At 70.8% G+C, this 21,493-nt stretch carries 20 protein-coding genes and 4 tRNA genes; 9 read left to right on the forward strand and 15 right to left on the reverse strand.

Annotation, left to right across the window (positions count from 1 at the left end; genetic code table 11):
- Positions 1–72 precede the first annotated feature (72 nt).
- Genes A7B18_RS03040 through A7B18_RS03045 form a run of 3 tightly spaced genes read right to left on the reverse strand, consistent with a single transcriptional unit; the run spans position 73 to position 3,161 of the window.
- Positions 73–1,803, reverse strand: coding sequence for a sensor histidine kinase (locus A7B18_RS03040; protein ID WP_102125189.1), 1,731 nt, complete (start codon positions 1,801–1,803; stop codon positions 73–75).
- Between the two features lie 46 nt (positions 1,804–1,849).
- Complete coding sequence (locus A7B18_RS21225) at positions 1,850–2,419, reverse strand: hypothetical protein (protein WP_146009444.1); 570 nt, start codon at positions 2,417–2,419, stop codon at positions 1,850–1,852.
- Positions 2,412–3,161 (reverse strand): RNA methyltransferase, encoded by a 750-nt coding sequence (locus tag A7B18_RS03045; RefSeq protein ID WP_180969995.1) that lies wholly within the window; start codon positions 3,159–3,161, stop codon positions 2,412–2,414. The genes A7B18_RS21225 and A7B18_RS03045 overlap by 8 nt, the downstream gene beginning before the upstream one ends.
- A gap of 36 nt (positions 3,162–3,197) precedes the next feature.
- On the opposite strand from A7B18_RS03045, the gene A7B18_RS03050 reads away from it, so the two are divergent.
- Both A7B18_RS03050 and A7B18_RS03055 read left to right on the forward strand, forming a co-directional pair.
- On the forward strand, positions 3,198–3,701 hold the full coding sequence (locus A7B18_RS03050; protein WP_102125190.1) for a DinB family protein: 504 nt from the start codon (positions 3,198–3,200) through the stop codon (positions 3,699–3,701).
- Positions 3,702–3,768: 67 nt separating this feature from the next.
- Entirely contained in the window at positions 3,769–4,479 is a 711-nt protein-coding gene (locus A7B18_RS03055; RefSeq protein ID WP_102125191.1) for an alpha/beta fold hydrolase, read from the forward strand.
- On the opposite strand, the gene A7B18_RS03060 is transcribed toward A7B18_RS03055, so the two are convergent.
- Positions 4,476–5,825, reverse strand: a complete 1,350-nt coding sequence (locus A7B18_RS03060; protein WP_102125192.1) for a glycogen synthase — start codon at positions 5,823–5,825, stop codon at positions 4,476–4,478. The two genes, A7B18_RS03055 and A7B18_RS03060, sit on opposite strands and share 4 nt — an antisense overlap.
- Before the next feature lie 105 nt (positions 5,826–5,930).
- Between A7B18_RS03060 and A7B18_RS03065 the strand changes: the two genes are divergently transcribed.
- The 7 genes from A7B18_RS03065 (at position 5,931) to tmk (ending at position 9,241) form a co-directional block, all read left to right on the forward strand.
- Positions 5,931–6,006, forward strand: a tRNA-Ile gene (locus A7B18_RS03065).
- A 16-nt stretch (positions 6,007–6,022) separates the two neighbouring features.
- Positions 6,023–6,097, forward strand: a tRNA-Val gene (locus tag A7B18_RS03070).
- Between the two features lie 219 nt (positions 6,098–6,316).
- Positions 6,317–7,003: a TrmB family transcriptional regulator gene (locus tag A7B18_RS03075; protein WP_102125313.1), complete on the forward strand. Its 687-nt coding sequence runs from the start codon at positions 6,317–6,319 to the stop codon at positions 7,001–7,003.
- A 37-nt stretch (positions 7,004–7,040) separates the two neighbouring features.
- A tRNA-Ala gene (locus A7B18_RS03080) sits at positions 7,041–7,116 on the forward strand.
- 34 nt (positions 7,117–7,150) lie between these two features.
- A tRNA-Met gene (locus A7B18_RS03085) sits at positions 7,151–7,227 on the forward strand.
- Positions 7,228–7,731: 504 nt separating this feature from the next.
- Entirely contained in the window at positions 7,732–8,523 is a 792-nt protein-coding gene (locus tag A7B18_RS03095) for a Nif3-like dinuclear metal center hexameric protein (RefSeq protein WP_102125193.1), read from the forward strand.
- Positions 8,524–8,620: 97 nt separating this feature from the next.
- Positions 8,621–9,241 (forward strand): dTMP kinase, encoded by a 621-nt coding sequence (tmk, locus tag A7B18_RS03100; RefSeq protein ID WP_102125194.1) that lies wholly within the window; start codon positions 8,621–8,623, stop codon positions 9,239–9,241.
- Position 9,242: 1 nt separating this feature from the next.
- Here tmk and A7B18_RS03105 read toward each other — a convergent pair whose 3' ends face one another.
- From A7B18_RS03105 to A7B18_RS03155, 11 genes are all read right to left on the reverse strand, one after another.
- The gene (locus A7B18_RS03105) at positions 9,243–10,121 is read right to left on the reverse strand and encodes a glutaminyl-peptide cyclotransferase (RefSeq protein WP_102125195.1); all 879 of its coding nucleotides are present in this window, start codon (positions 10,119–10,121) and stop codon (positions 9,243–9,245) included.
- A gap of 149 nt (positions 10,122–10,270) precedes the next feature.
- Complete coding sequence (locus A7B18_RS03110) at positions 10,271–10,651, reverse strand: nuclear transport factor 2 family protein (RefSeq protein ID WP_102125196.1); 381 nt, start codon at positions 10,649–10,651, stop codon at positions 10,271–10,273.
- A 59-nt stretch (positions 10,652–10,710) separates the two neighbouring features.
- On the reverse strand, positions 10,711–11,814 hold the full coding sequence (queG, locus tag A7B18_RS03115) for a tRNA epoxyqueuosine(34) reductase QueG (RefSeq protein ID WP_102125197.1): 1,104 nt from the start codon (positions 11,812–11,814) through the stop codon (positions 10,711–10,713).
- 255 nt (positions 11,815–12,069) lie between these two features.
- Positions 12,070–14,853 (reverse strand): M16 family metallopeptidase, encoded by a 2,784-nt coding sequence (locus A7B18_RS03120; RefSeq protein ID WP_102125198.1) that lies wholly within the window; start codon positions 14,851–14,853, stop codon positions 12,070–12,072.
- A 185-nt stretch (positions 14,854–15,038) separates the two neighbouring features.
- Positions 15,039–15,716 (reverse strand): 6-phosphogluconolactonase, encoded by a 678-nt coding sequence (pgl, locus tag A7B18_RS03125; protein WP_102125199.1) that lies wholly within the window; start codon positions 15,714–15,716, stop codon positions 15,039–15,041.
- Between the two features lie 40 nt (positions 15,717–15,756).
- Positions 15,757–16,713 carry a glucose-6-phosphate dehydrogenase assembly protein OpcA gene (locus A7B18_RS03130; protein ID WP_102125200.1) on the reverse strand — a complete coding sequence of 319 codons (957 nt, stop codon included), beginning with the start codon at positions 16,711–16,713 and terminating at the stop codon, positions 15,757–15,759.
- A 103-nt stretch (positions 16,714–16,816) separates the two neighbouring features.
- Positions 16,817–18,508, reverse strand: a complete 1,692-nt coding sequence (zwf, locus tag A7B18_RS03135; protein ID WP_102125201.1) for a glucose-6-phosphate dehydrogenase — start codon at positions 18,506–18,508, stop codon at positions 16,817–16,819.
- Positions 18,505–19,584, reverse strand: a complete 1,080-nt coding sequence (gnd, locus tag A7B18_RS03140) for a phosphogluconate dehydrogenase (NAD(+)-dependent, decarboxylating) (RefSeq protein WP_102125202.1) — start codon at positions 19,582–19,584, stop codon at positions 18,505–18,507. The genes zwf and gnd overlap by 4 nt, the downstream gene beginning before the upstream one ends.
- A gap of 151 nt (positions 19,585–19,735) precedes the next feature.
- Positions 19,736–19,990, reverse strand: a complete 255-nt coding sequence (locus tag A7B18_RS03145) for a hypothetical protein (protein WP_102125203.1) — start codon at positions 19,988–19,990, stop codon at positions 19,736–19,738.
- A 17-nt stretch (positions 19,991–20,007) separates the two neighbouring features.
- The gene (locus A7B18_RS03150; RefSeq protein ID WP_102125204.1) at positions 20,008–20,559 is read right to left on the reverse strand and encodes an SRPBCC family protein; all 552 of its coding nucleotides are present in this window, start codon (positions 20,557–20,559) and stop codon (positions 20,008–20,010) included.
- A 169-nt stretch (positions 20,560–20,728) separates the two neighbouring features.
- Positions 20,729–21,484, reverse strand: coding sequence for a PIG-L deacetylase family protein (locus A7B18_RS03155; RefSeq protein WP_102125314.1), 756 nt, complete (start codon positions 21,482–21,484; stop codon positions 20,729–20,731).
- Between the last annotated feature and the right edge of the window lie 9 nt (positions 21,485–21,493).

Consider the following 21,493-nt stretch of genomic DNA (forward strand, 5'->3'; position numbering starts at 1 on the left):
ATGTCGGCTCATCCTGAAGCGGCTGGATAGAGATATGGAATCTTTCTGCGCCGGTTGGGTCGAGGGGTCCCCTCACGCCTGCGGCACCTCCGCCTCCACCAGCGTCCCGTGCCCCGGCTCGCTGAGCACCCGGTATTTTCCCCCCCGGCTCTCCACCCGCTCGCGCATCTGCATCAGGCCGAGGCCCCCGGCGCTGCTCACCCGGCCCGAGACCTGGGCGGGGTCGAAGCCCGCGCCGTCGTCCTGCACGCGCAGGGTCACCCGGTCGCCGCCGTGCAGGGTGACGGTCACTTCCCGGGCGCGGGCGTGCTTGGCGACGTTGTTCAGGCTCTCTTGCAGGATGCGGAAGACGACCGCCTCGTCTCCCGGCGCGAGGTGAATCTCCCCCGTGATGTTCAGCGTCGTGCGGACGCCGTTTTGCTGCCCGAAGTCCTCCACGTAGCGCCGCACGGTCTCCAGCAGCCCGTACCGTTCGAGGTCGATGGGCCGCAGCGCGAAGATCGAGCGCCGCACCTCCTTGATCTGCTCGCGGAGCAAGGCGGTCGCGGCGCGGACCTCGGCCTCCGCCCGCTCGGGGTCGGAGTGCAGTTGCCGGGCCACGAGGTCGAGCTTCAGCGCGCAGAAGGCGAGCGACTGGGCCACTCCGTCGTGAATCTCGCGGGCGATGCGGGCTCGCTCGTCGCTGATCGCCAGTTCCTCGGAGTAGAGGTAGGCGCGGGCATTGCGCACGCCCAGGGCCGCCTGCGCCGCCAGCAGCGCGAGCAGCGGGACCCGCGCGTCGGTGAAGGCGTCGGGCCGCGCGTCGCCGAGCACGAGGACGCCGACCAGCCCCTCCTCGTCGCGCATGGGGAAGCCGAGCGCACTCGCCGCGCCGGGGAAGACCTCGGCGGCCTCCTCGGGAGTGGCGCTCAGGGGCGTGTCCGCCTCCGCCACCCGCAGCGCGAAGGGCGGGGCGAGGGTGCCGCCGCCCATGCCCTCGCCGGTGGCGTCCTGTCGGTATTCGAGCCGCAGCACGCCGTCCTGGTCGCTGAGGTACGCGGCCCGCGCCCCCGCCCGCACCCGCTCGGCCATATTGCGGGTCACCCGGGCGAGCAGGCGTCGCAGGTTGCGCTCGGCGCGGATGGACTGGTCCACCGAGTACAGGGTCATCAGGTCGAGGGTCCGTTGCCGCGCGGCCTCCACCCCGGTCGCCACCTCTGCCGCGAGGGCCTGGGCGAGGGCCTCCGTCTCCGGGCCGGGCGGCGTCTCGAAGTGCAGGGCGAGGGCGCCGCCCCCCGGGATGCTCACCTTGAGGGGGTGGAGTTCGGCGCTGGGCGTGGACACGGGCCCCTCTCCCCGCGCCGTGCCGCTTAAGCCCCCGGGCACGGTCAGGGTGGCCTGAACCGCTCCCGTCGTCCGCACCGCTCCCCGCGCGGCGACCTCCACGACGGCGCCCATGTCGGCGGCGCCGCTCAGGTCGCGCATGAGTTCCTGCACCGCCTGAAGCCGCCCGTGCGAGGCCCGCAGTTGCCCGTACAGGTCGCGCAACTCTCGCTCGGCCCGCTCGCGCGCCCGGGTCCCCTCCGCGATCCACTCCACCGAGAAGAAGGTCACCGCTGGCCCCACCAGCCCGTAGAAGAGCAGGTGCGCCCACACCTCGCGCCCGGCGTCCCGCAGCCCCGCGATGAAGTACTCCACCACCGCCACGACCAGCACGATCAGGGGCGGCAGGACATTGCGCACCAGCCGCACCCGGTCGGACAGCGGCACCTCGCGCGGCTTGGGCGGCGGCGCGGCGGGTAAGGAGGCGGGCAGGTCCGTCATAGGGACAGTGTAGGGAGGGGCGGAAGGAGGCGCCGTGATGGGATGCTCAAGTCAGGACGGTGAAACCTGTTTGGTCCAATGTTCCCAAGTGCGTGTAATCCCCTGAGTCGAACCCAACATAGACCGCGCATGAGGCAACCTGCGTAAGAGCGACGGGGTTCAGAGCCTCAAGTGCGTGACGAACAAGGATTGCGGCGATTAGCAGCCCAACCTCGTAATCATTGTCGTTGCCGCTCGTTTGAGCTAATCGCTGAAAAATATCGGTGGAGAGATGTCGGCCCTCTGGCAGGTAGTCGAGTTCCGGCTCCGAATCGTCCCATCTGCTTGCTCCACCAACGTAGAGGTTTAGGGGCTCGGTGTCATCTTCTTCGGCAGTATTGAATAGACCGAACCAGAGAACTTCAAGACGTGGAGGCGGGTCCGCAATCAGCACCGCGTTCAGCCAATGCTGTGCATCCAAGATGGCCTCATTCAAAGGCAGGGCGAGGAGACGTGTGTCCTCTGGTGTGTCTCCGCCCCCGCGAAACTTAAGCAAGTGTTTCAACGCCTCAGCCGGAGGTAGAGGCAGCCGCGCAAGACGCTCGACTTCGTAGAACAACTCCGCCATTTCAGGCATCTTGATCCACCTTCCCCTCTGTGTCAGGGCCCACCACACCTCTTCTCGCCGCGTCCTGCACCTTCCACTCCACCTGGCGCAGGAAGCCCCGGAAGAGGCGGCTCTCGGCGCTGCTCATCAGCGCGCGGTCGAGCATGGTGCGCCACAGTCGCAGCGTGTGGCGGGCGCGCACGGCGTCTGTGTAGCCGATCAGGTGCATCGTCTCGTGGAGGTGGCCGTACAGCGCCTCCATCTCCTCACGGGTGGCGGTCTTGCGCTCGCCCACGGGCACCTCCTCCTGCGCCTGCAAGAACTCGTAGCACACGAGGAGCACCGCCTGGGCGAGGTTCAGGCTCGCGTAATCCCCGGTGGGCACCCGCACCGTCACCTGACACTGCTCCAGGTCGGAGTTGACGAGCCCCGTCTCCTCCGGCCCGAAGACGAGCGCGGGGGCAGCGGCGGCGCGGACGAGCGGGCGCACCTGCGAGGGGTGCCGGGGCGGGGCGAGGTCGGCGCGCACCCGGGCGGAGGTGCCCACACTCACGTCCCGGTCGGCCAGCGCCTCGCGCAGGGTGGGGTAGACCCGGGCGCTCCGCAGCAACTCCTCCGCGTGGACGGCCATCGCCACCGCCTGACCGTCGAGGGGGTCGCAGCGCGGGGCGACGAGGCGCAGGTCGCGCGCCCCCATGTTCAGCATCGCGCGGGCGGCGGCCCCGATGTTACCGGGCGTCTTGGGGGAGACGAGGACGACGGCGAGGTTCACGCCCGGGATGCTAGCGCGCGGGACATAGAGTGGCCTATGGACCTTCTCGACCGCCTGCTCGGGCATGACGCGTGGACCACGGGCCGCCTGATCGAGCAAAGCCGAAGCCTGACCGACGCGCAACTCGACCAGGAGTTCGACCTGGGGTGGCGCACTGTCCGGGCGACCCTCGGCCACATCATCGGGAATATGGAGGTCTGGACGAACCTGATGAACGGTCTACCGGAGCGGACCTTCCCTGAACCCGCCGAGCGGTGGCTTACGCTCGACGCCCTGCAAGAACGGCTGGATACCGTGGCCCCCCGGCTTGCCGACCTGGCCCGCCGCATTCAGGCGGAAGGGCGGCTGGACGACCTCTGGACCTTCCGCGCGAACCCTTTCGTTCAGTTCACCTTTGGCGGTGCCCTCGCCCACGTCGTCACCCACTCGATGCACCACCGCGCGCAGCTCATCCACATGCTGAAGAGGCTGGGCGTGCCGGACGTGATCGAGGGCGACGTGCTGAGCTGGGAAGAATCGAGAGCCGGGGCGAAACTTTAGCTGCCGCTGCCTCCCTCTCAAGCAAGCCTCAAGGTGCACCACGTCCCCTCCGCCCTAGCCTGGGCCCATGACTGCCCCTGCCCCCCACACCGTCCTCTTCCTCCACGCCTACCCCTTCTCCGGCGCGATGTGGGACGACCAGCGCGCGGCGCTGGAGGCGGAGGGCTTTCGCGTCCTCACGCCCAATCTGCCCGGCTTCGGGGGAGAGCCGGGGGCGATCACGACCCTGGAGGACGCCGCCCGTGACCTGCTCGCCACCCTGCCGCCGGGTGAACCCCTCGCCGTGGTGGGCCTGAGCATGGGCGGCTACCTGGCGATGGAACTGCTGCGGCAGGCCCCGGAGCGGTTCACCCGCGTGGTGCTGGCCGACACGTCCCTGCGGACCGACGGCCCCGAAAAGACCGGGGACCGCCGCGATCAGGCCGACCGGGTGGAGGCGGAGGGCCGGGACTTCATCGTCCACGCCGCCGAAAAGGAGCACTCGCCCGCGACCTTCCGCCGGGTGCGCCCCATGATCGAAACCGCCACCCGCGAGGGGATCGCCGGGGCGCTGCGGGCGATGGCCGTGCGGGGAGAACACCGCGACACCCTGCGGACGCTGGAGGCGCCCCTCCTCGTCCTGGTGGGCGAGGTCGACGAGATCACGCCCACCGAACTCGCCCAGGAGATCGCCGACGCGGGGCGCGGTGAGCTGCGGGTCATCCCGGAGGCCGCGCACCTCTCCAACCTCGACAACCCGGACGCCTTCAACGCCGCGCTGCTCGGCTTCCTGCGCTAGCCCTGGCCGCGCGGCTGGAGGTGGGCATACAGGGCGAGATACTGCCGCGCCGGGCCGTCCCAACTGAAATCGAGTTCCATCCCGCGTGCCATGCGCTCCTGCCAGCCCCCGGGGTCGTCGAAGGCGGCGCGGGCGACCCCGCAGGCCGCCGCGAGCGCCTGCGGGGTCGCCTCCCCGAAGCGGAAACCCACGTCGTGCGGCACGGTGTCGGCGAGGCCGCCCGTCTCCCGGACGACGGGCAGGGTGCCGTAGCGCATGGAGATCATCTGCGAGAGGCCGCACGGCTCGAAGCGGCTGGGCATGGCGAAGGCGTCGGCGCCCGCGTAGATGCGGTGGGCGAGCGGCTCGTTCATCCCCTGCGTGAAGGCCACCCGCGGGTGCAGCGCCCAGCCCTGGAGCGCGGCGGTCAGCAGCGGCTCGCCCCCGCCGAGGACGACCACGTTCCAGTCCTTCACGAGGTGGGGCAGCGCCTCGATCAGGAGGTCCATCCCCTTCTGGTCGGCGAGGCGGCTCACCGTGCCCAGGATCGGGAGGTCGTCGAGGCGAAACTCCGCCCGCAGCGCCTCGGTGTTCGCCCTCTTCCCCGCCGGGTCCGCGTACGGCAGGATGTCGGGGTCCGTTCGCGGGTCCCAGCGTTCCTGGTCGAGCCCGTTGATGATGCCGCTCAGCCGCCCCTCCACCGTCAGACGGACGAGCAGGCCGTCGAGCCCCTCCCCGTACCCCGGGGTGGTGATCTCCTGCGCGTAGGTGGGGCTGACGGTCGTCACGTGGTCGGCGAAGGTCAGCCCCGCCTTCATCAGGTTGAGGTCGCCGTAGAACTCCACCCCGTCCGGCCCGAAGGCCGAGTCGGGCAACCCCGTCCACCCTCGCGCCTCCGCCAGGTTCCAGCGCCCCTGGTACTGGAGGTTGTGGACGGTGAAGGCCGTTCGCCACCCCGTGAGGCGGGCGTGCGCGACGACCAGCCCCGCCTGCCAGTCGTGCCCGTGCAGCACGTCGGGGGTGACCTCCAGGACCTGAAGCACCGGCAGCACGGCCCGCCCGAAAGCGCAAAACCGCCACACGTCGTCCGGGTGGTACAGCCCGGGCCGCTCGAACTCGGCGAGCCCCACGAAGAGGAAGCGCACGTCGCCCTCCCGCAGTTCGCCGACGCGGACCGGGCCCACGCCGGGCACCTCGCCCTGCCAGATTTCAAGCGGCTCGCCGCTCAGGCTCGCGTACCACGGCGACACGACCGTCACCTCCGCGCCCAGCCTCGCCTGCACGGCGGGCAGGGCCGCCAGCACGTCCCCCAGCCCGCCCGTCCGCGAGAACGGGAACACCTCCGACCCCACATGTACGGCCCGCATGGTGGGCATCCTACCCGGCCCGGGCCCCTGAGCCGAGCGGTTTGACAAGGCGCGAGGAGCGCTGGTACACTTCCCCTCGCTCGTAAGGGGGCGCCCCTGAGCCCTGGGCTCTTAGCTCAACGGTCAGAGCAGTCGGCTCATAACCGATTGGTTGCCGGTTCAAATCCGGCAGGGCCCACCAACCCAGCAGGCGGCACGGGCGGTTAGCTCAGCGGTAGAGCATTCGCTTCACACGCGAAGGGTCGTAGGTTCAAATCCTATACCGCCCACCAGACAAGCCTCGGCATGGCCGGGGTTTTCTCTTTTGCACCTGGCCAAAGGGATGCCCCGGGACCTGGAAGCCGGGCCGCGGTCCGGCGCCCCGTGGGGCGGGGGGAGTGTCCCCGCACTCTGGACGAGGTGTTCCCCAGCAGGTGTCCGCTGTCCCCCGAGCGGGAGGCCGAACTCGGTGGATGGCCTACAATCCTGGCTTTTCCCGTATGCTTGCGCACATGAGCGCCGTGATCCACCTGCAAGCCCTGGGGCTGACCGAGTACGAGGCCCGCGCTTACACGGCCCTGCTGGCCCTCGGACGCGCCGTTCCAGCGCGGGTGGCGCGGCAGGCGGGCATTCCGAGGCCCAAGATCTACGAGACGCTCGAGCGGCTGGAGGGCCGGGGGCTGGCGGCGCGCGTGGGCCAGAACCCGCTGGAGTACGCGCCGCTGAGTGCCCGCGAGTCCCTCGCCCGGGCCCGCCGCGCCTTCGACGACCGCCTCGGCGCCCTCGACCGCGACCTCTCGCGCCTCGCACCCGACCCGGCGCCCGAGGCGGTGTACCACCTCTACGGCGAGGCGGCCATCCGCAGCCTGTGCGAGGACCTGACCCTGAACGCCCGCCGCAGCGTCTTCCTCGCGGGGGAGCCTGCCCTCGCCGACCGCCTGGAGCGCCTGACCCCGCGCGGGGTGGAGGTGCACCGCGCCGCCCTGGCCGGGCTGCCCATCATCGCCGCCGAGGGCCAGCGTGCCTTCCTGCTCGCCCGCGACGGTGAGGCGGCCCTGATCGCCCACTTCATTGAGGAGGGCGGGGTGGGTGAGGCGCACGGAGTGCATACCCACAACCCGGTTGTGGTCCACCTGATCGAAGGGTACGTGCGGCTGGCCGCTGAGCGCACCCCCGCCGAGGCGCCGGTGGGCCGTTGACAAGAGTGAGAAGCGCTGTTAACCTACCGGAGCCTTCGGGGCTGTGGCGCAGTTGGGAGCGCGTCTGAATGGCATTCAGAAGGTCAGGGGTTCGAATCCCCTCAGCTCCACCAAGGACGCCCCGCTTCAGCGCGGGGCAAACTTCTAGGCGATGTAGCTCAGCTGGTTAGAGCGAACGACTCATAATCGTTAGGTCGACGGTTCAAGTCCGTCCATCGCCACCAACAGGGAACCCGGCTGCGTGCGGGGTTCTTTCCCTTTGTTCCCGGGGAAGGAACGACAATTCGGGCACTGGCCGGACCTATGCTCGCCCCATGACGTCCCTTATCGTCGGTCTGGACCACGTGCAGGTCGAGGCTCCTGCCGGGTGCGAGGCGCGGGCGCGGGCCTTTTTCGGGGCTTTCCTGGGATTGCCCGAACTTGCCAAGCCAGAGGCACTTCGCTCCAGGGGCGGGGTGTGGTTCGGCCTGCCGGACGGGCGGCAACTCCACGTGGGCGTGACGCCCGACCTCGTGCCGCGTGAGAAGGGGCACCCGGCGCTGCGATGCGCGGACCTCACGGCCTTCCGGGCCCACTGCGAGGCGCACGGCGTTCCTCACCGCGCGGACGACGAGGCGGGCGTGCCGCGCGTCTTCCTGCGCGATCCCTTCGGCCACCGGCTGGAGGTCGTGCATGGGGGGACACGAAAGCGTCCCCGCCGACCCTGCCCCCTGAGGCGCCCGCCTAGAATGGGCCGCATGACGGACACCACCCCCCGCCGCGCCGAGGTCGAACGCGACACGCTCGTGCGCTGGCTCAACGAGTACCTAAATGTCGGCGCCTACCCCGACGCCAGCCTCAATGGCCTCCAGATCGAGGGCACGCCGGTCATCCGCCGGATCGCCGCGAGCGTGGACACCAGCGTCAAGACCCTTCAGGACGCCGCCGACGGCGGGGCCGACCTCCTGATCGTCCACCACGGGCTGTTCTGGGGCAGGCCCCTGCCCGTCGTGGGACCCCACCGCGAGCGCCTGCGCACGGCGATCATGGCCGATCTCAACCTCTACGCCGCCCACCTGCCCCTCGACGCGCACCCCGAGGTCGGCAACAACGCGATGATCGCCCGCGCGCTCAGCCTGCAGGGCGCGCGGCCCTTCGGGGAGGCAAACGGGCACAGGATCGGCCTCGCGGGCGAGCTGCCCTTCTCCCAGAGCCTGCAAGACTTCGCCGACCGGGTGCAGAAGCTCACGGGCGAAATCTGCCTCGTCCACGGGGGCGGCGGCCCGAACGTGAGCCGCCTGGGCATCCTCAGCGGCGGCGGGGCGGGCGCGGTCGCCGAGGCGGCGGCGGCGGGCCTCGACACCCTGCTCACCGGCGAGCCCGAGCACAAGCACTTCCACGAGGCCTTCGAGTACGGCGTGAACGTCGTCTTCGCGGGGCACTACGAGACGGAGGTCTTCGGCGTCCGCGCGCTGGCCGCCCGCCTGGAGGACGAATTCGGGCTGCCGTGGCAGTTCCTCCACCACCCGACGGGGCTGTGAGGGGGGCTGATCGCCCGCGGCCCGTCGCCCGTAGGAAAGGGAAGTCGTCTTTTTCTCCACGTCACGGGCCACACGCCACACGCGGCGGCAAGGCCGCATGACCCCCCTTTTCCTCACCTTCGAGGGGCCTGAGGGCGCGGGCAAGAGCACCCAGGTCCAGCGGTTGACCTCGCGGCTGGCGGCGCTGGGGAGGCCGCACCTCGTCACGCGGGAGCCGGGGGGCACGGGGCTGGGGGCGCGGGTGCGCGGGGTGCTGCTCGACCCGGCGCTCGACATCGACCCGCTGCCGGAATTTTTGCTGTACTCGGCGAGCCGCGCGCAACTCGTGCGGGAGGTGATCCGACCGGCCCTGGGCCGCGGAGAGGTCGTCGTGTGTGACCGCTACGCCGACTCCAGCCGGGCCTACCAGGGGGCGGGACGGGGGCTGGACGCCTCTTTTCTGGAGGCGGTCACCCGGGAGGCGACGGGGGGACTCGCCCCCGACCTCACCGTTCTCCTCGACCTCGACCCCGCCGCCGGTCTCGCGCGGGCCGCGTCGCGTGGGCAGCCCGACCGCCTCGAACGGGCCGACCTCGCCTTCCACGCCCGCGTGCGGAAGGGGTTCCTGGCCCTCGCCGCCCGGGAGCCGGGGCGCTTTCTGGTGCTGGACGCGACCCGCGATCCCGGCGCGTTGGAGGAAACCGTCTGGGCGGCGGTGGGGGAGAGGCTGGGCGCCTGACTCAGCGGCGCGGTCTGGCCTGACCCGCCGTGCCCGGCTCGGCCTTCACGCCGGGGAGCCGCACCTCGAACACGGTGGGCCAGCGCTTGCCCGTGAGGAGCAGGGTGCCGCGCTCGGGGACGAAAGCGATGCCGTTGGGCACGTCGTCGAAGGTGAGGGGACGCCCGGCCCGGCTTGCGGCGGCGCTGACCTCCTGCGTCAGGGTGCCCACGTCGATCCAGGCGGTGACGTTGCCGGTCTTCGGGTCGATGCGGGCGATGCGGTTGGTGAGCCAGACGTTCGCGTAGACGCTGCCCTGCACGTACTCCAGCTCGTTGAGGTTCTTGACGGGCTGCCCGTCGTCCGTGACCCGCAGCGTCCGCGTGACCGCGAAGGTCTTCGGGTCGCGCCAGAACAGCACGTTCGAGCCGTCGCTCATGATCAGGGCCTTGCCGTCGTGGGTCAGGCCCCAGCCCTCGCCCCCGTAGCGGTAGCGTCCGACCTCGCGCAGGGTCGCCGCGTCGAAGGCGAAGGCCACGCCCGTGCGCCACGTGATGTGGTAGGCCACGCCGCCGAGGACCGTCACCCCCTCCCCGAAGGCGGTGGAGATGGGCGTGGGCACCCGGGCGAGGACCCGCCCCGTCCGCAGCTCGACCCGCCGCACCCCCGACTCGCCGACCTGTCCGGTGCTTTCCACCAGCGTCCCCTGCCCCACGTACTGCAACCCCTGGGTGAAGGCCGCGCGGTCGTGCCGGTAACGGGCCGTGACGCTGGGGGTGAGGAGCACGGGGGCGGGTTGGGCCGCCGGGGCCGGGGCCGAAGTTGCCCGCACCCCGGGCAGCACGAGGCTCAGGGTGAGGGCGGCGGCCAGGCAGGCGGGCAGGGGAAGTCGGGCGCGCATCCTCCCCATGCTATGCGCCGTCTCTGAGGGCATGTCTTGGGCGCGCGTTCACCCGCGTGGGCGGCCCCGGGTGACCGGAGCGGCGGCAAAACAAAAGCGCCTGGAGTCTCCTCCGGGCGCCGGGCCGGTCTTCGTCTTGACTGCGGGGTTCAGGACTCCACGGCGGGCTTCACGAAGGCGGCGGAGTCGTAGTAGGTGCGGAAGGCCTGCACCTTCTGGCCGTCGTGCTCGATCACGCTGCTGCCCCGGTAGGCGATGTCGGCCCCGTCCGGGAGTTTGCCGGTCGCCTCCCACTCCATGACTCCGGTGTGGCCGTCGTCGGCGTGGTGGAAGAACTCGCTGCGAATCTGGTCGAAGTTCGCCAGGTAACGCGTCCAGAAGTCCTGCGCCCCGTCCACGCCGCTCCACTCCTGGGTGGTCATGTTGCGCAGCGTCGTCTGATCCGCGAAGAGTTCCACCAGCGGCCCGGGATCGCCGCTCGCCTCGATGGTCTGGAGCCTTTGCATGAACGTCTCGGTCATGTTCGCCATGTCCTCACCTGACCACGTTCCCGCCCCGAATGCGAGGGGGAAAACCCGCCCGTTTTCCCTCATGAAGCCTCGGTCAAGGCTCGGGAGGCTGTCTCGCGCACCGCCCCGTGCGGATCGTCCAGCAGCCTCTGGAGGTGCTCCCCCTCCCCCCAGCGGCCCAGCGCCCAGGCGGCGGCCTCGCGCACCTCCCAGGCGGGGTCCTGCGTTCCGGCGAGGAGGAGGGGCCAGCCCTCCGGCGCGTGGGTGTTGCCTAGCACCGTCAGGGCGTTGCGCGCCATGCCCTTGCGGCGGGGGCGCAGGAAGGCCGTGCCCGCGTGTCTCCGCTCGAACTCGCGCTCGCCGATCCCGAAAAAGGCGCCCAGGTCGGGGTGGGCCAGCTCCGCGTGCGGCTGGAGGAGCCGGGCGAGCGCTCCCACCTTCTGCGACCACGGGCAGACCTCCGAGCACACGTCGCAGCCGAAGAGCCAGTCGCCCACCCCGGCGCGGAACTCATCCGGGATCGGCCCCCGGTGCTCGATGGTCAGGTACGAGATGCAGCGCCGCGCGTCGATGGCCCGGTCGTCCCCGATGGCGCTCGTGGGGCAGGCAGCCACGCAGCGCAGGCAGCGCCCGCAGCGGTCGGGGTGGGCCGCGTGCGTTCCCCCGAAAGGCAGGTCGGTCAGCAGCACCGCCAGCGTCACGAAAGCGCCCAGCCGCGTGCTGACGTTCATGCCCGACTTGCCGCGCCAGCCCAGGAAAGCGCCCGCCGCGAAGAGGCGCTCCATCACCGGGCCGTGGTCCACGTACCCGCGCGCCCGCACCCTCAGCCGGGCGGCCTCCTCCTCCAGCCGGGTCAGCACGGGCTGGAGCTGGTCGTGGTAGTCGGGCGTCCAGGCGTAGCGGGCGACCCGCCCCACCCGCACTCCCCCAGTCGGCACGGGCGGTTCCTCGAAGGCGTGCGAGACGCCGAGCACGAGGACGCTGCCCGCCCCCTCCAGCCTTGAAGACGGGTCCGAGCGGGCCGGAAGCTGCCGTTCCAGATAGCCCATGCCCGCGTGCCGCCCCGCCCCCAGCCACCCGGCGTACTCTTCCACCGAAGTCCCCGGAACCTGCGCCGGAGCCCACCCCACCGCGTCTGCCCCGAGGGAGACGGCGAGGTCGGCGAGGAGTTCGGCGGCGTTCACGGGGGGAGTATGACGCGGCAACGGGAGGGGAAAAGAGAGCGTTGGCGGGCGGGATACCCGGGGCAAAAAGTTCTTCCCCCTTGACTTGCAGGGCGGCTTGCAGAGGGGGGAGGTGAGGTGGGGGTGAGCGGGCAGGGCGGCCCAAGACCAATGGGATGTCCAGGCCGTCTTCCTCGGGCCGCGCTGGTGGCCGTTTGCGTTTCCCCCCTCCCAGCCTCCCCCACGAGGGGGGAGGAGCTGAAAGGAGGCGTTCCCCTACTTCCCGAACGTCCCCGCCCGCACGACCACGAGGTTCGCCGGGTTCACGTACTTCCGCAGGGCGTCGCGCGCCATCTCGGGAGTGACGGCTTTGAGCTTGGTCTCGAAGTCGGCGCTGAAGGCGTAGGTGCGGCCCAGGTAGAGCTGGCGGGCGAGGCCGGAGGCGAGGTTGGCGTCGTCGCTGCGGGCCACGCGCGTCTCCTGGAGGATGGCGGACTTGGCCGCCTCGATCTCCTGCGCGGTGAAGCCGTCTTTCAGGGCGCGGCCCAGTTCCTCGCGCATGGCGGTGGCGACCTGCCCCGTCACGTTCGGGTTGAAGATCGCGTAGGTCGTGAAGTTCCCCTTCTCGTCCTCGCTGGAGACGCTGACGCCGCCGCCCGCCCCGTAGCTCAGGCCTTCTTTCTGCCGCAGCCGGTTGAAGAGCCGCGAGTCGGTGCCCGAGCCGAACACCCGCATGGCGACCGTGAGGGCCGCGTAGTCGGGGTTGTCGTCGCGCAGCGGGAAGGCCAGCCGCGCGAGGTAGATCGCGTTCGCCTTGTCGGGCACGTTCAGCACGAGGTCCTGCGCCTTCGGGTTCGTCAGCGGCAGGATCACCCGCTGATAGGGCACGCCGCTTCCGAAGCCGCCCAGCATCTCGGGAATCGCCGCCCGCACCGTCGCCGGATCGAAGTCGCCCACGACCGAGACCTGCGCCCTGGCCGCCCCCCAGACCCGGCGGTAGTAATCTTGCACCTGCGCCAGCGTTACGGCCCGCGTGTCCGCGATCTCCTCGTCGAGGGTGGGGACGTAGGTCAGGTCACCCCGCTTGGCGCCCGCAGGCATGAAGGCCCGCCCGAGCGCCTGGCTGGCGACGGTCTCGGGGTCGCTGCGCCCCGATTCCAGGCTGTCGAGGCTCGACTTCTTGATCTCCTCGAACTCGCCCTGCGGGAAGGTGGGCTCGCGCAGCACCTTGCGTGCCAGGGCGAGCGCTTCCGGCAGGTTCTTGCGGTCGGTGCTCACCCGCACGGTGGCGCCCGTCGCGCTGCCCGTCACGCTCAGGCGGGTGCGGATGGCCTCCAGGCGGTCGGCGAGCTGTTGCCGGGTCAGGCCCGTGCTGCCGCGCGTGAGCAGGGGCGCGATGAAGTCCGCCGCGTCCTTGCCCGTGCGGGCGGTGTCGGGGTTGCCGAAATTGAGGCTGAGGACGAACTCCACCCGCTCGCCGCGCGTCTTCTTGGGGAGAAGAGCCACGTCCGCCCCCGCCACCTTCTCTCGCGTGACCCGGGCCTCCAGCGCGGCGGGCTCGGGGGGGATCGTCTCGCCCGCCGCGAGGCCCTGCCGTCCCTGGTAGCCCTTGAGCACTTCGGCGGCGCTCGGCGCGGGGGTGATCGTCACCCGGTCGGGCTGGGCGGTCGGCAGGAAGGTGCCCAGGGTGCGGTTCGTGGGCCTCAGGTACGCCGCCGCCACCCGCTGTACGTCGGCGGGCGTCACCTTCTCGATGTCGTCGCGCAGCTTGAAGAGCAGCCGCCAGTCGCCCGCCGCGATGTACTCGGAGAGGGTCACGCCGACCTCCTCCGGCTTGGTGAGGAGCTGCTCGTAGCCGCTCACCACCCGGGTGCGGACGCGCGCCACATCCTCCTCCGTGAAGGGCGTCTTGCTGGCCCCCTCCAGCGTGGCGAGCAGGGTCGCCTGGGCGGGGGCGAGCCTGTCGTCCTTGCCCAGGATGGCGCCGTACATCATCAGGCCCGGGTCGGTCGCGCTGTTCGTGAGGCTGCCGATGGCGGTCGCCTGCTTGGTCTGCACCAGGGCGCGGTAGAGCCGCCCGGCGGGCTCGTCGGCGAGAATCTGGTCGAGCACCATCAGCGCGGGCATGTCGGGGTGGCGGATGCTGGGCATGTGGTACGCCGCGAGGAGAATCTGCTCGTCGCCCACCCGGCGCACGGTGACGCTGCGCTCGCCGTCCTGCGGGGGCTCGACCGTGTACAGCGGCGGCAGGGTGCGCCACGGGCGGCGAATCGAGCCGAAGCTCCCGGCGATCAGCCGCAGCGCCGCGCCTTGCTCGAAGTTCCCGGCGAGCGTCACCACCGCGTTGTCGGGCTGGTAGTACCGCTGGTAGAAGGCCTGGAGGCGGCTGATCGGCACGTTCTCCACGTCGGAGCGGTTGCCGATGGTGCTGTTGCCGTAGTTGTGCCAATCAAAAGCGACCGATTGGGTCTGCTTGAGGAGGACCCTCAGCGGGCTGTTCTCGCCGGACTCGAACTCGTTGCGCACGACCGTCATCTCGGTTTTGAGGTCGTCCGCACTGATCTTCGAGTTCACCATGCGGTCGGCCTCCATGCGGATGGCCCAGGCGAGGTTATCCCCGGTGTTCGTCAGCGTCTCGAAGTAGTTGGTGCGGTCCTGGCTCGTCGTGCCGTTGAAGTCGGCGCCGCGCTTGCCGAGCCCTTCGAGGATGTTGCCGCTCGTCTGCGTCCCCTTGAAGACCATGTGCTCCAGCAGGTGCGCCATGCCCGTCTCGCCGTAGCCCTCGTGGCGGCTGCCGACCAGGTACGTCACGTTCAGCGTGAAGGTCGTCTTCGACGTGTCGGGGAAGAGGAGCACCCGCAACCCGTTTTGCAGGCGATACTCGCGGACGCCCTCGACCTCGGTCACGAAGGTCACGCCCGCTGGGAGGGCGGGTTGAGGAGCGGGCGCACTCGTCGTGGTGGGCGCGGGTGCAGCGGGAGGCGTCTGCGCGAGGGCGACGGGGCCCGTCAGCAGCGCGAGGGTGAGGAGCAGGGTGCGGCGCGGGGAAGGGGTTCGCATGGGTCCTCCGGGGACGGGGCGCGTTCGGTGGGGGCTGGGGGTGAGTCTGCTCCGGAGGCTACCGTGTCGGCAGATGAGCTTCCCGGTGGAAGGCACGTCCGCCGCGGGGAGGGGAGGCTGGGCCACTCTGAATGAGAAGAGGCTCAGGCACGCGGCCCGAGCCTCCTCGCGGTCGAAACACGGACCTATCGCGCCAACTCGCCCGCCGCCGCCTCGTCCACGAACCACACCGGATCGCGCACGCCCGCCACCGGGGAGTCGCCCTTACCCGCCGCGACCTGACGCAGCACGTCCGCCTTGCCCGCCCCGGTCACGAGGAGCCAGCGCTCCCGAGCCGCGTTGATCTCGTCATAGGTGAAGGTGAGCCGCCCGGTGTCCAGCTTCGGGACCCAGTTCGCCGTCACCCGCCCCCCCGCGGTCAGCGCCGCCGTGTCGGGAAAGAGGCTCGCGGTGTGCCCGTCGTCGCCCATGCCCAGCAGCACCACGTCGAGCCGTTCGGGCAGGAGGGCGGCGTACGCGCTCGCGGCCTCTTCCAGTGGTCGGCGCTCGCCCTCCATCCGGTGAATCTGAGTCTCAGGAACCGGGACGTGTGCCAACAACTCGTCGTACGCAAGCCGGGAGTTGCTCTCCGGGCTCTCCGGGCCCACGCTCCGCTCGTCGCTGAAGTAGACGTGGACAGCCCGCCACGGCACGTCCGCCACCATCTCCCGCAGGGCGCGGTACATCAACTTCGGGGTACTGCCCCCCGAGAGGGCGACGTGGAAGGCGCCGCGTGCCTTCACCGCCTCCTGCGCGGCGTCGGCGAAGGCTTCGGCGGCAGCTTGGGCGGTCGCCTCCGGGGTGGGGAAGACGAGGAGGTTCACCGCCTTCCTCCCGCGTCCCGCGCCCCGCTGCCCGTGTCCCTCATCCCTTCCCCTCCAGGCTCGCCTTCGCCAGCGTCCACGCGCGCTCGAAGACCTCCCGGCGCTCGGGGCGGGCCATCACGCGGGCCAGCCCCTCGGCAAGCGTCATGCGCGGCACGTTGATCTCGGTCGCGCGGCTCATGTCCGGCCACTCGCAGCGGGTGCGGGCGATGTCTCCCTCCGAGGCCGCCAGCGAGAAGTGCACCCCCTCGCCGATGAGTTCGACGCTGCACAGGTCGCCGTTCTCACGCCCGCAGCGGGCCGGTCGGAGTTCGGCGCCGCTCAGGTCCCGCCAGCCCAGCGTGCTCGCCACCCACCCCGCGAAGAGGCGGGCGGGCAGCTCGTTCCTCCCCGCGTAGCGCACGACCAATCGGTCCACCTTCGGCAGTTGCCGCGCGGCGTCGGGCGAGTCGAAGAGCTGCGCCAGCGCCTCACGCCACCCCGCCGAACGGCTCCAGCCCAGGTCGGCGAGCGCGTAGTGCCGCGCCGGGGGAATGTCGAGCGTCAGGCTGTCCGCGATGACCTGATCGGCGATGTCGGTCAGCTCGCGCAGCAGCACCCCCTCGGGCTTGGTGTCGGCCCCCCACCACACGTGATTGACGGTCGCGGGCCGCAGCAGGGGCAGGATCGCCCCCTGAAGCTGCTCGGGGCTCGCCTCCAGCGTCAACCGCTCGATGTAGAGCCCGCCCCGCTGCGGCACGAGGCTCGCCTGCACGACCACCTCCTGCTGCCCGTCCATCACGCCGATGATCTGCCGCCCCGCGTAGCGCCCCTCTAGCCCGGCGAGCGCCTCCTCCACGCGCTCGCGGTGCTTCTTCACCGTCAGCGCCACGATATTGCCGGTGTACGCCCGCGTCTCCACGTCCGTCTGCGCCCACAGTTCATCCAGGGTGGCCTGCGCCCGCCGCACGGTGGTGTCCACGGGGCCGAGGGGACGGAGGTCGGTAGCGGTGGTCATGGGGCACCTCTGCATTGGGGCTCGTCGCTGGTGGCCTGCGACTTGTGGGGGAGAGGCCCGCATTCTTCCACGGGCCACGGGCTGCGGGCCACAGGCGCTCCCCTCACAGCCTCCTCCAGCGCCGGTCCGGCCCGATCAGCTCGTCCGCCGCGTCGGGGCCCCAGGTGCCCGAGGGGTAGTTGGGGAACTCGGGGGCCGCCGTGCCGTCCCAGGCCTCCAGGATGCCCGAGACGATCTGCCAGGCGTGATCCACCTCGTCCTCGCGCGGAAAGAGGGTGGCGTCCCCGAGCATGGCGTCCAGCAGTAGGCGGGAGTAGGGACTCTCGAGCTGCGCCCCGAAGGCGTCGTAGCGGAAGTCCATGACGACCTCGCGCAGCACCATCTCCTGCCCGGGCGACTTGGAGGAGAACTTGAGGCTCACCCCCTCGTCGGGCTGGATGCGGAAGGCGAGCACGTTGCGCTCCAGGCCGCCCGGAAAGATGCCCAGCGGCGGGCGCTTGAAGACGACGGCGATCTCGGTGACCTTTTTCGGCAGCCGCTTGCCCGTCCGCAGGTAAAAGGGCACCCCCTGCCAGCGCCAGTTGTCGATCTCCAGCTTGGCCGCGACGTAGGTCGGGGTGGTGCTGCCGGGCTTGACGTTGGGTTCCTCGCGGTAGCCGGGAACCTGCTCTCCGTAGAGGGTGCCGGGGCCGTACTGCCCGCGCACGGCGACCTGCCTCACGCGCCCGCGCGGAATCTCCTTGACCGCCCGCAGCACCTTGACCTTCTCGTCGCGGATGGCGTCGGCGTCGAAGGCGGCGGGCGCTTCCATCGCGGTCAGGGCGAAGAGCTGCATCAGGTGGTTTTGCAGCATGTCGCGCACCACCCCGGCCTCCTCGTAGTACCCGGCGCGGCCTTCTAACCCCAGGTCCTCGGCGGCGGTGATCTGCACGTGGTCCACGTACCCGCGGTTCCACAGCGGCTCGAAGATCGAGTTCCCGAAGCGGATCGCCATCAGGTTCTGCACCGTCTCCTTGCCGAGGTAGTGGTCGATGCGGTAGACCTGCGACTCGTCCCAGACGTGGTGGATCGCGTCGTTCAGCTCGCGGGCACTTTGCAGGTTCCGCCCGAAGGGTTTCTCGATCACGATGCGCCGCCACCCCTCCGACTGGTCGGCGAGGCCGAGGCGCCCCAGCCCGTTCGAGATCGGCTCGAAGAGGCTGGGCGGGGTGGAGAGGTAGAAGAGCGCGTTCTTGCGCCCCCCGTGCGCCTCCTCGGCCCGGTCGAGTTCCCGGCCCACGAGGTCGTATACCTCGTCGCCGCCGAAATCGCCGAACTCGTAGTACAGCAACTCGCGGAACTTCTCCAGGGCGCCGGGTTGGGGAGCGTCCGTCTCCTTGCTCGACTTCAGGGCCTCGACGGCGAAGTCCTTGAAGGCCTCGTCGGTCATCTCCTGTCGCCCGACGCCGACGATGTTGAAGGCACTCCCGAGCAGCCCGTCCTGCCACAGCCCGAAGACGGCGGGGAGGAGCTTGCGCCGCGCGAGGTCGCCCGTCACGCCGAAAATCACCAGGGTGGCGGGCTCGGGCGCGCGGCTGCGGCGCATCAGGGCGCGGAAGGGGTTTTGCCCGTCGGCGCCCGCCCCCGCGCCGGGGGTGCGTTTGCGGCTCTTGCGGGCGGGCGGGGCGGAGGAGAGCTGGCTCTGGTCGAGGTCGTCGCCCCGCGCGGCCTCTTTTTGCCGGACGGCGCGGCGGACGTTTCCGGTCGTGGGCTCGGGGGAGTCCTGCGCCCCCGCTTTCTTCCTTCCGCGCGTCACGAGTCCCCCAGGACGCGCCGCTTCCCGGCCTCGCCGAGGTCCTGCGCCTCACCCGCGCTGTCGGTGACAGGCTGGGCGGCCTCGACCGGGATGTTCTGCGGCGCGGCGGCGAGCGGGTGCTCGCCGGGCTGCACCTCGGGCACGACCGACTCCTGGCGGGTCTGTTCGAGCAGCTTGACCGCGTGGCCGCCGAAGGCCCGCCGCATCGCGCTGAGCATCTGCCCCGCGTAGCTGACCTCCTGCTGCGAGCGAAAACGCATCTGCGTGGCGAGCGTGATGACCGGCGTGGGCACCCCGAGTTCCACGGAGTCGATGACCGTCCAGCGCCCCTCCCCCGAGTCGGCCACATAGTCGGAGAGCTGCGAGAAGTCGGCGGAGTTTTTCAGCGCCTCGGCGGTAAGGTCGAGCAGCCACGAGCGGATGACCGAGCCGTGCCGCCACAGTTCGGCGATCTGCGCCATGTCGAGCCCGAACTCCCCCTTGGCGTGCAGCAGCTCGAAGCCCTCCGCGTACGCCTGCATCATCCCGTACTCGATGCCGTTGTGGACCATCTTCACGTAGTGCCCCGAGCCCACGGGCCCCATGCGGCCCCAGCCCCTATCCGGCGCGGGGGCCAGGACCTCCAGCACGGGCCGCAGCCGCTCGACGGCCTCCTGCGTGCCGCCTACCATCATCGCGTAGCCCTCCGTCAGGCCCCACACGCCGCCCGAGGTGCCCACGTCCACGAAGTGAATGCCCCGGCGCGCCAGCTCTTCGCCCCGGCGCATGGTGTCCTTGAAGTTGGAGTTGCCCCCGTCGATCACGATGTCTCCGGGCGAGAGGCGCCCCGCGAGGTCGTCGATGACCGACTGCGTAATCGGCCCGGACGGCACCATCACCCACACGGCCCTCTGCCCCGGCTCGCCGAGGGCCGCGATCAGCTCCTCCATCGTGCGGGCACCCTGCGCGCCTTCGGACTCGACCAGAGCCACGTTCTCCTCGTTGCGGTCGTAGCCCACCGCCTGCTGGCCGCCCCGCGTCAGGCGCAGCACCATGTTGCCGCCCATCTTGCCCAGGCCGATCATGCCGATCTTCATAGGGGACCTCCCCGGCGCCGGGGGGGAGCCCGGAAGCGGTTCCAGCCCCCGGCGCCTGATGAGGGGCATCATACGCGCGGCCCACAGGGCGTTTCCCTTCCTGAATGGGAGGTTTAGGTGCGGCCCGGCGCCCGCGTTCGGCCCGGCCCGCTCAGCACTCGCCCCCCGCCTCGCGCACCTGTTCGCGCGTCAGGCCCTGGTAGCGGTCGGTCAGGCGCGCGGCGAGGAGAGGGTCTTGCCGGTAGTGCCGGAAGGCGTCCTCGTCAAGCCGGAGCCGGGCGGGGTACTCCCCGATGCCGCACTGCACCATGAAGAGCAAGCAGGGCTGCCCCGTTTGCGGGTGCCGCCCCAGCGTGAGGCGCAGGTCCCGGAAGTTGAGTTCGTCCCGCAAGTCCCAGAGGTCCACGGTTGCCCCCCGCCCGGCTACCTCTTGCGCCGCGCCGCCTTCGCCGCCTCCCGCGCGGCCTTCTTCTCCTCCTGCTGCTTGCGCTGCATCTCGCGGCCCATGTCCTCCATCAGTTGCGCCCCCTGCGCGTCCACCTGACGCTGGAGTTCGAGCAGGGTGGAGGCGACCATGTTGTGCAGGATGCGCTCGATGGGCCGCCGCACCCAGTTGAAGCGCACCCGGCCATTCACGGTCAGGGTGACCTCCGTGCCGCCCGGCATCGCCTTGAAGTTCCAGCCCTGGGTGAGCCTTTCGAGCGGCCCGACGTTGCGCACGCTCTCCCAGCCGCCGCGCAGGGGGGCCTGAAGCTGCCCATACTTCGCCGTGAACGAGAGGCCCAGCAGCCGCCGCGAGAACTTGAAGCGCACGAGGACGTTGTTCGAGAGCCGCCCGTCCCCGCCCTGGTACTCCGCCCGCACGAGGTTGGGGTCCCACCTGACCCGGCGCCTCGGCTCCAGCGCCAGCCGGTACAGCACGTCCGGGCGCGACCGCACCACGATGCTCTGCCTGATGTTGATGGGTTCGGCCATGTCGGGGTCAATGTAGCGCGCGGGGGCGCGCGGTCTGTGGTCAGTGGGAAGTAGTCAGTGGTGAAAAGAGGGCTTGCAACGGTCTTTCGCGCGCTGGGATCGGCTTAGACCGCCGGTCAAGGAATGACAGCCACCCTCCACTGACCACTCACCACTTCCCACTCACCCGTCAGTCCAGGTACTCCCGCGCCCGCAGGTGGCCCGCCCGCAGGTTGAACCGCTCGGCGTACTTCACGCCCGCGAGGCGTCCGGCCCCCGCGCGGCCCTCGCGGAACTGCTCGGCGGTCCAGGCCCACTTGTAAAAGTCGCGGTAGTAGCCCGCCACGTCCGCCGCGGCCTCGAAGGTGTCGGTCGTGTCCACGAAGACCTCGGGGTAGGGGCTGGCGGGCGCGTAGTACTGGTAAAAGCGCACGGGTTCGCGCCACGCCTCCAGCCGGGTCACGTCCTCGCCGCTCTCGACCGCCTCGTCGCCGCTGAGGTCGGGGGCGGGGGGCATGGCGGCGCCGCCACCCGACTCGTTGACGATCTTGGGGATGCGGGCGAGCGTGATCGCGTCGAAAGCGATCTTGGCGGTCATGCGGTGGTCGGGGTGGGGGTGGTCGTCGCTCCAGGTGATCACGGCGTTGGGGCGGAACTGCGCGTACAGCCGGGCGAGTTGCAGGGCCTCCGTGCGGCCCCCCGTCATCCGGCTGTCTCCCATGTCGAAGAAGTGGCACCGCGCCCCGATCCGGCTGGCCACCCACGCCCCGTGCTCCCGGCGTACCCGCGTGACCTCCTCGTGGGAGGCGTCCCCGAACTGGGAGGCGAGTTCGCCCAGCGTCGTCCAGACCAGCAGCACCTCGTCGCCGCGCGCCGTGTGTTTGCTCAACGTGCCGATGCACCCGATCTCGTCGTCGGGGTGGGCAAAGACGGCCATGATTCGCATGGGGAAGAG

Origin of the sequence: Deinococcus planocerae, from assembly GCF_002869765.1 — a bacterium.
Classification (GTDB): domain Bacteria; phylum Deinococcota; class Deinococci; order Deinococcales; family Deinococcaceae; genus Deinococcus; species Deinococcus planocerae.

Coding starts and splice junctions, on each gene's coding strand:
- A7B18_RS03040 (WP_102125189.1), bottom strand. CDS start 1,803: ATGACGGACCTGCCCGCCTCCTTACCCGCCGCGCCGCCGCCCAAGCCG.
- A7B18_RS21225 (WP_146009444.1), bottom strand. CDS start 2,419: ATGCCTGAAATGGCGGAGTTGTTCTACGAAGTCGAGCGTCTTGCGCGG.
- A7B18_RS03050 (WP_102125190.1), top strand. CDS start 3,198: ATGGACCTTCTCGACCGCCTGCTCGGGCATGACGCGTGGACCACGGGC.
- A7B18_RS03055 (WP_102125191.1), top strand. CDS start 3,769: ATGACTGCCCCTGCCCCCCACACCGTCCTCTTCCTCCACGCCTACCCC.
- A7B18_RS03060 (WP_102125192.1), bottom strand. CDS start 5,825: ATGCGGGCCGTACATGTGGGGTCGGAGGTGTTCCCGTTCTCGCGGACG.
- A7B18_RS03075 (WP_102125313.1), top strand. CDS start 6,317: ATGAGCGCCGTGATCCACCTGCAAGCCCTGGGGCTGACCGAGTACGAG.
- A7B18_RS03095 (WP_102125193.1), top strand. CDS start 7,732: ATGGGCCGCATGACGGACACCACCCCCCGCCGCGCCGAGGTCGAACGC.
- tmk (WP_102125194.1), top strand. CDS start 8,621: ATGACCCCCCTTTTCCTCACCTTCGAGGGGCCTGAGGGCGCGGGCAAG.
- A7B18_RS03105 (WP_102125195.1), bottom strand. CDS start 10,121: ATGCGCGCCCGACTTCCCCTGCCCGCCTGCCTGGCCGCCGCCCTCACC.
- A7B18_RS03110 (WP_102125196.1), bottom strand. CDS start 10,651: ATGGCGAACATGACCGAGACGTTCATGCAAAGGCTCCAGACCATCGAG.
- A7B18_RS03120 (WP_102125198.1), bottom strand. CDS start 14,853: ATGCGAACCCCTTCCCCGCGCCGCACCCTGCTCCTCACCCTCGCGCTG.
- A7B18_RS03130 (WP_102125200.1), bottom strand. CDS start 16,713: ATGACCACCGCTACCGACCTCCGTCCCCTCGGCCCCGTGGACACCACC.
- gnd (WP_102125202.1), bottom strand. CDS start 19,584: ATGAAGATCGGCATGATCGGCCTGGGCAAGATGGGCGGCAACATGGTG.
- A7B18_RS03150 (WP_102125204.1), bottom strand. CDS start 20,559: ATGGCCGAACCCATCAACATCAGGCAGAGCATCGTGGTGCGGTCGCGC.
- A7B18_RS03155 (WP_102125314.1), bottom strand. CDS start 21,484: ATGCGAATCATGGCCGTCTTTGCCCACCCCGACGACGAGATCGGGTGC.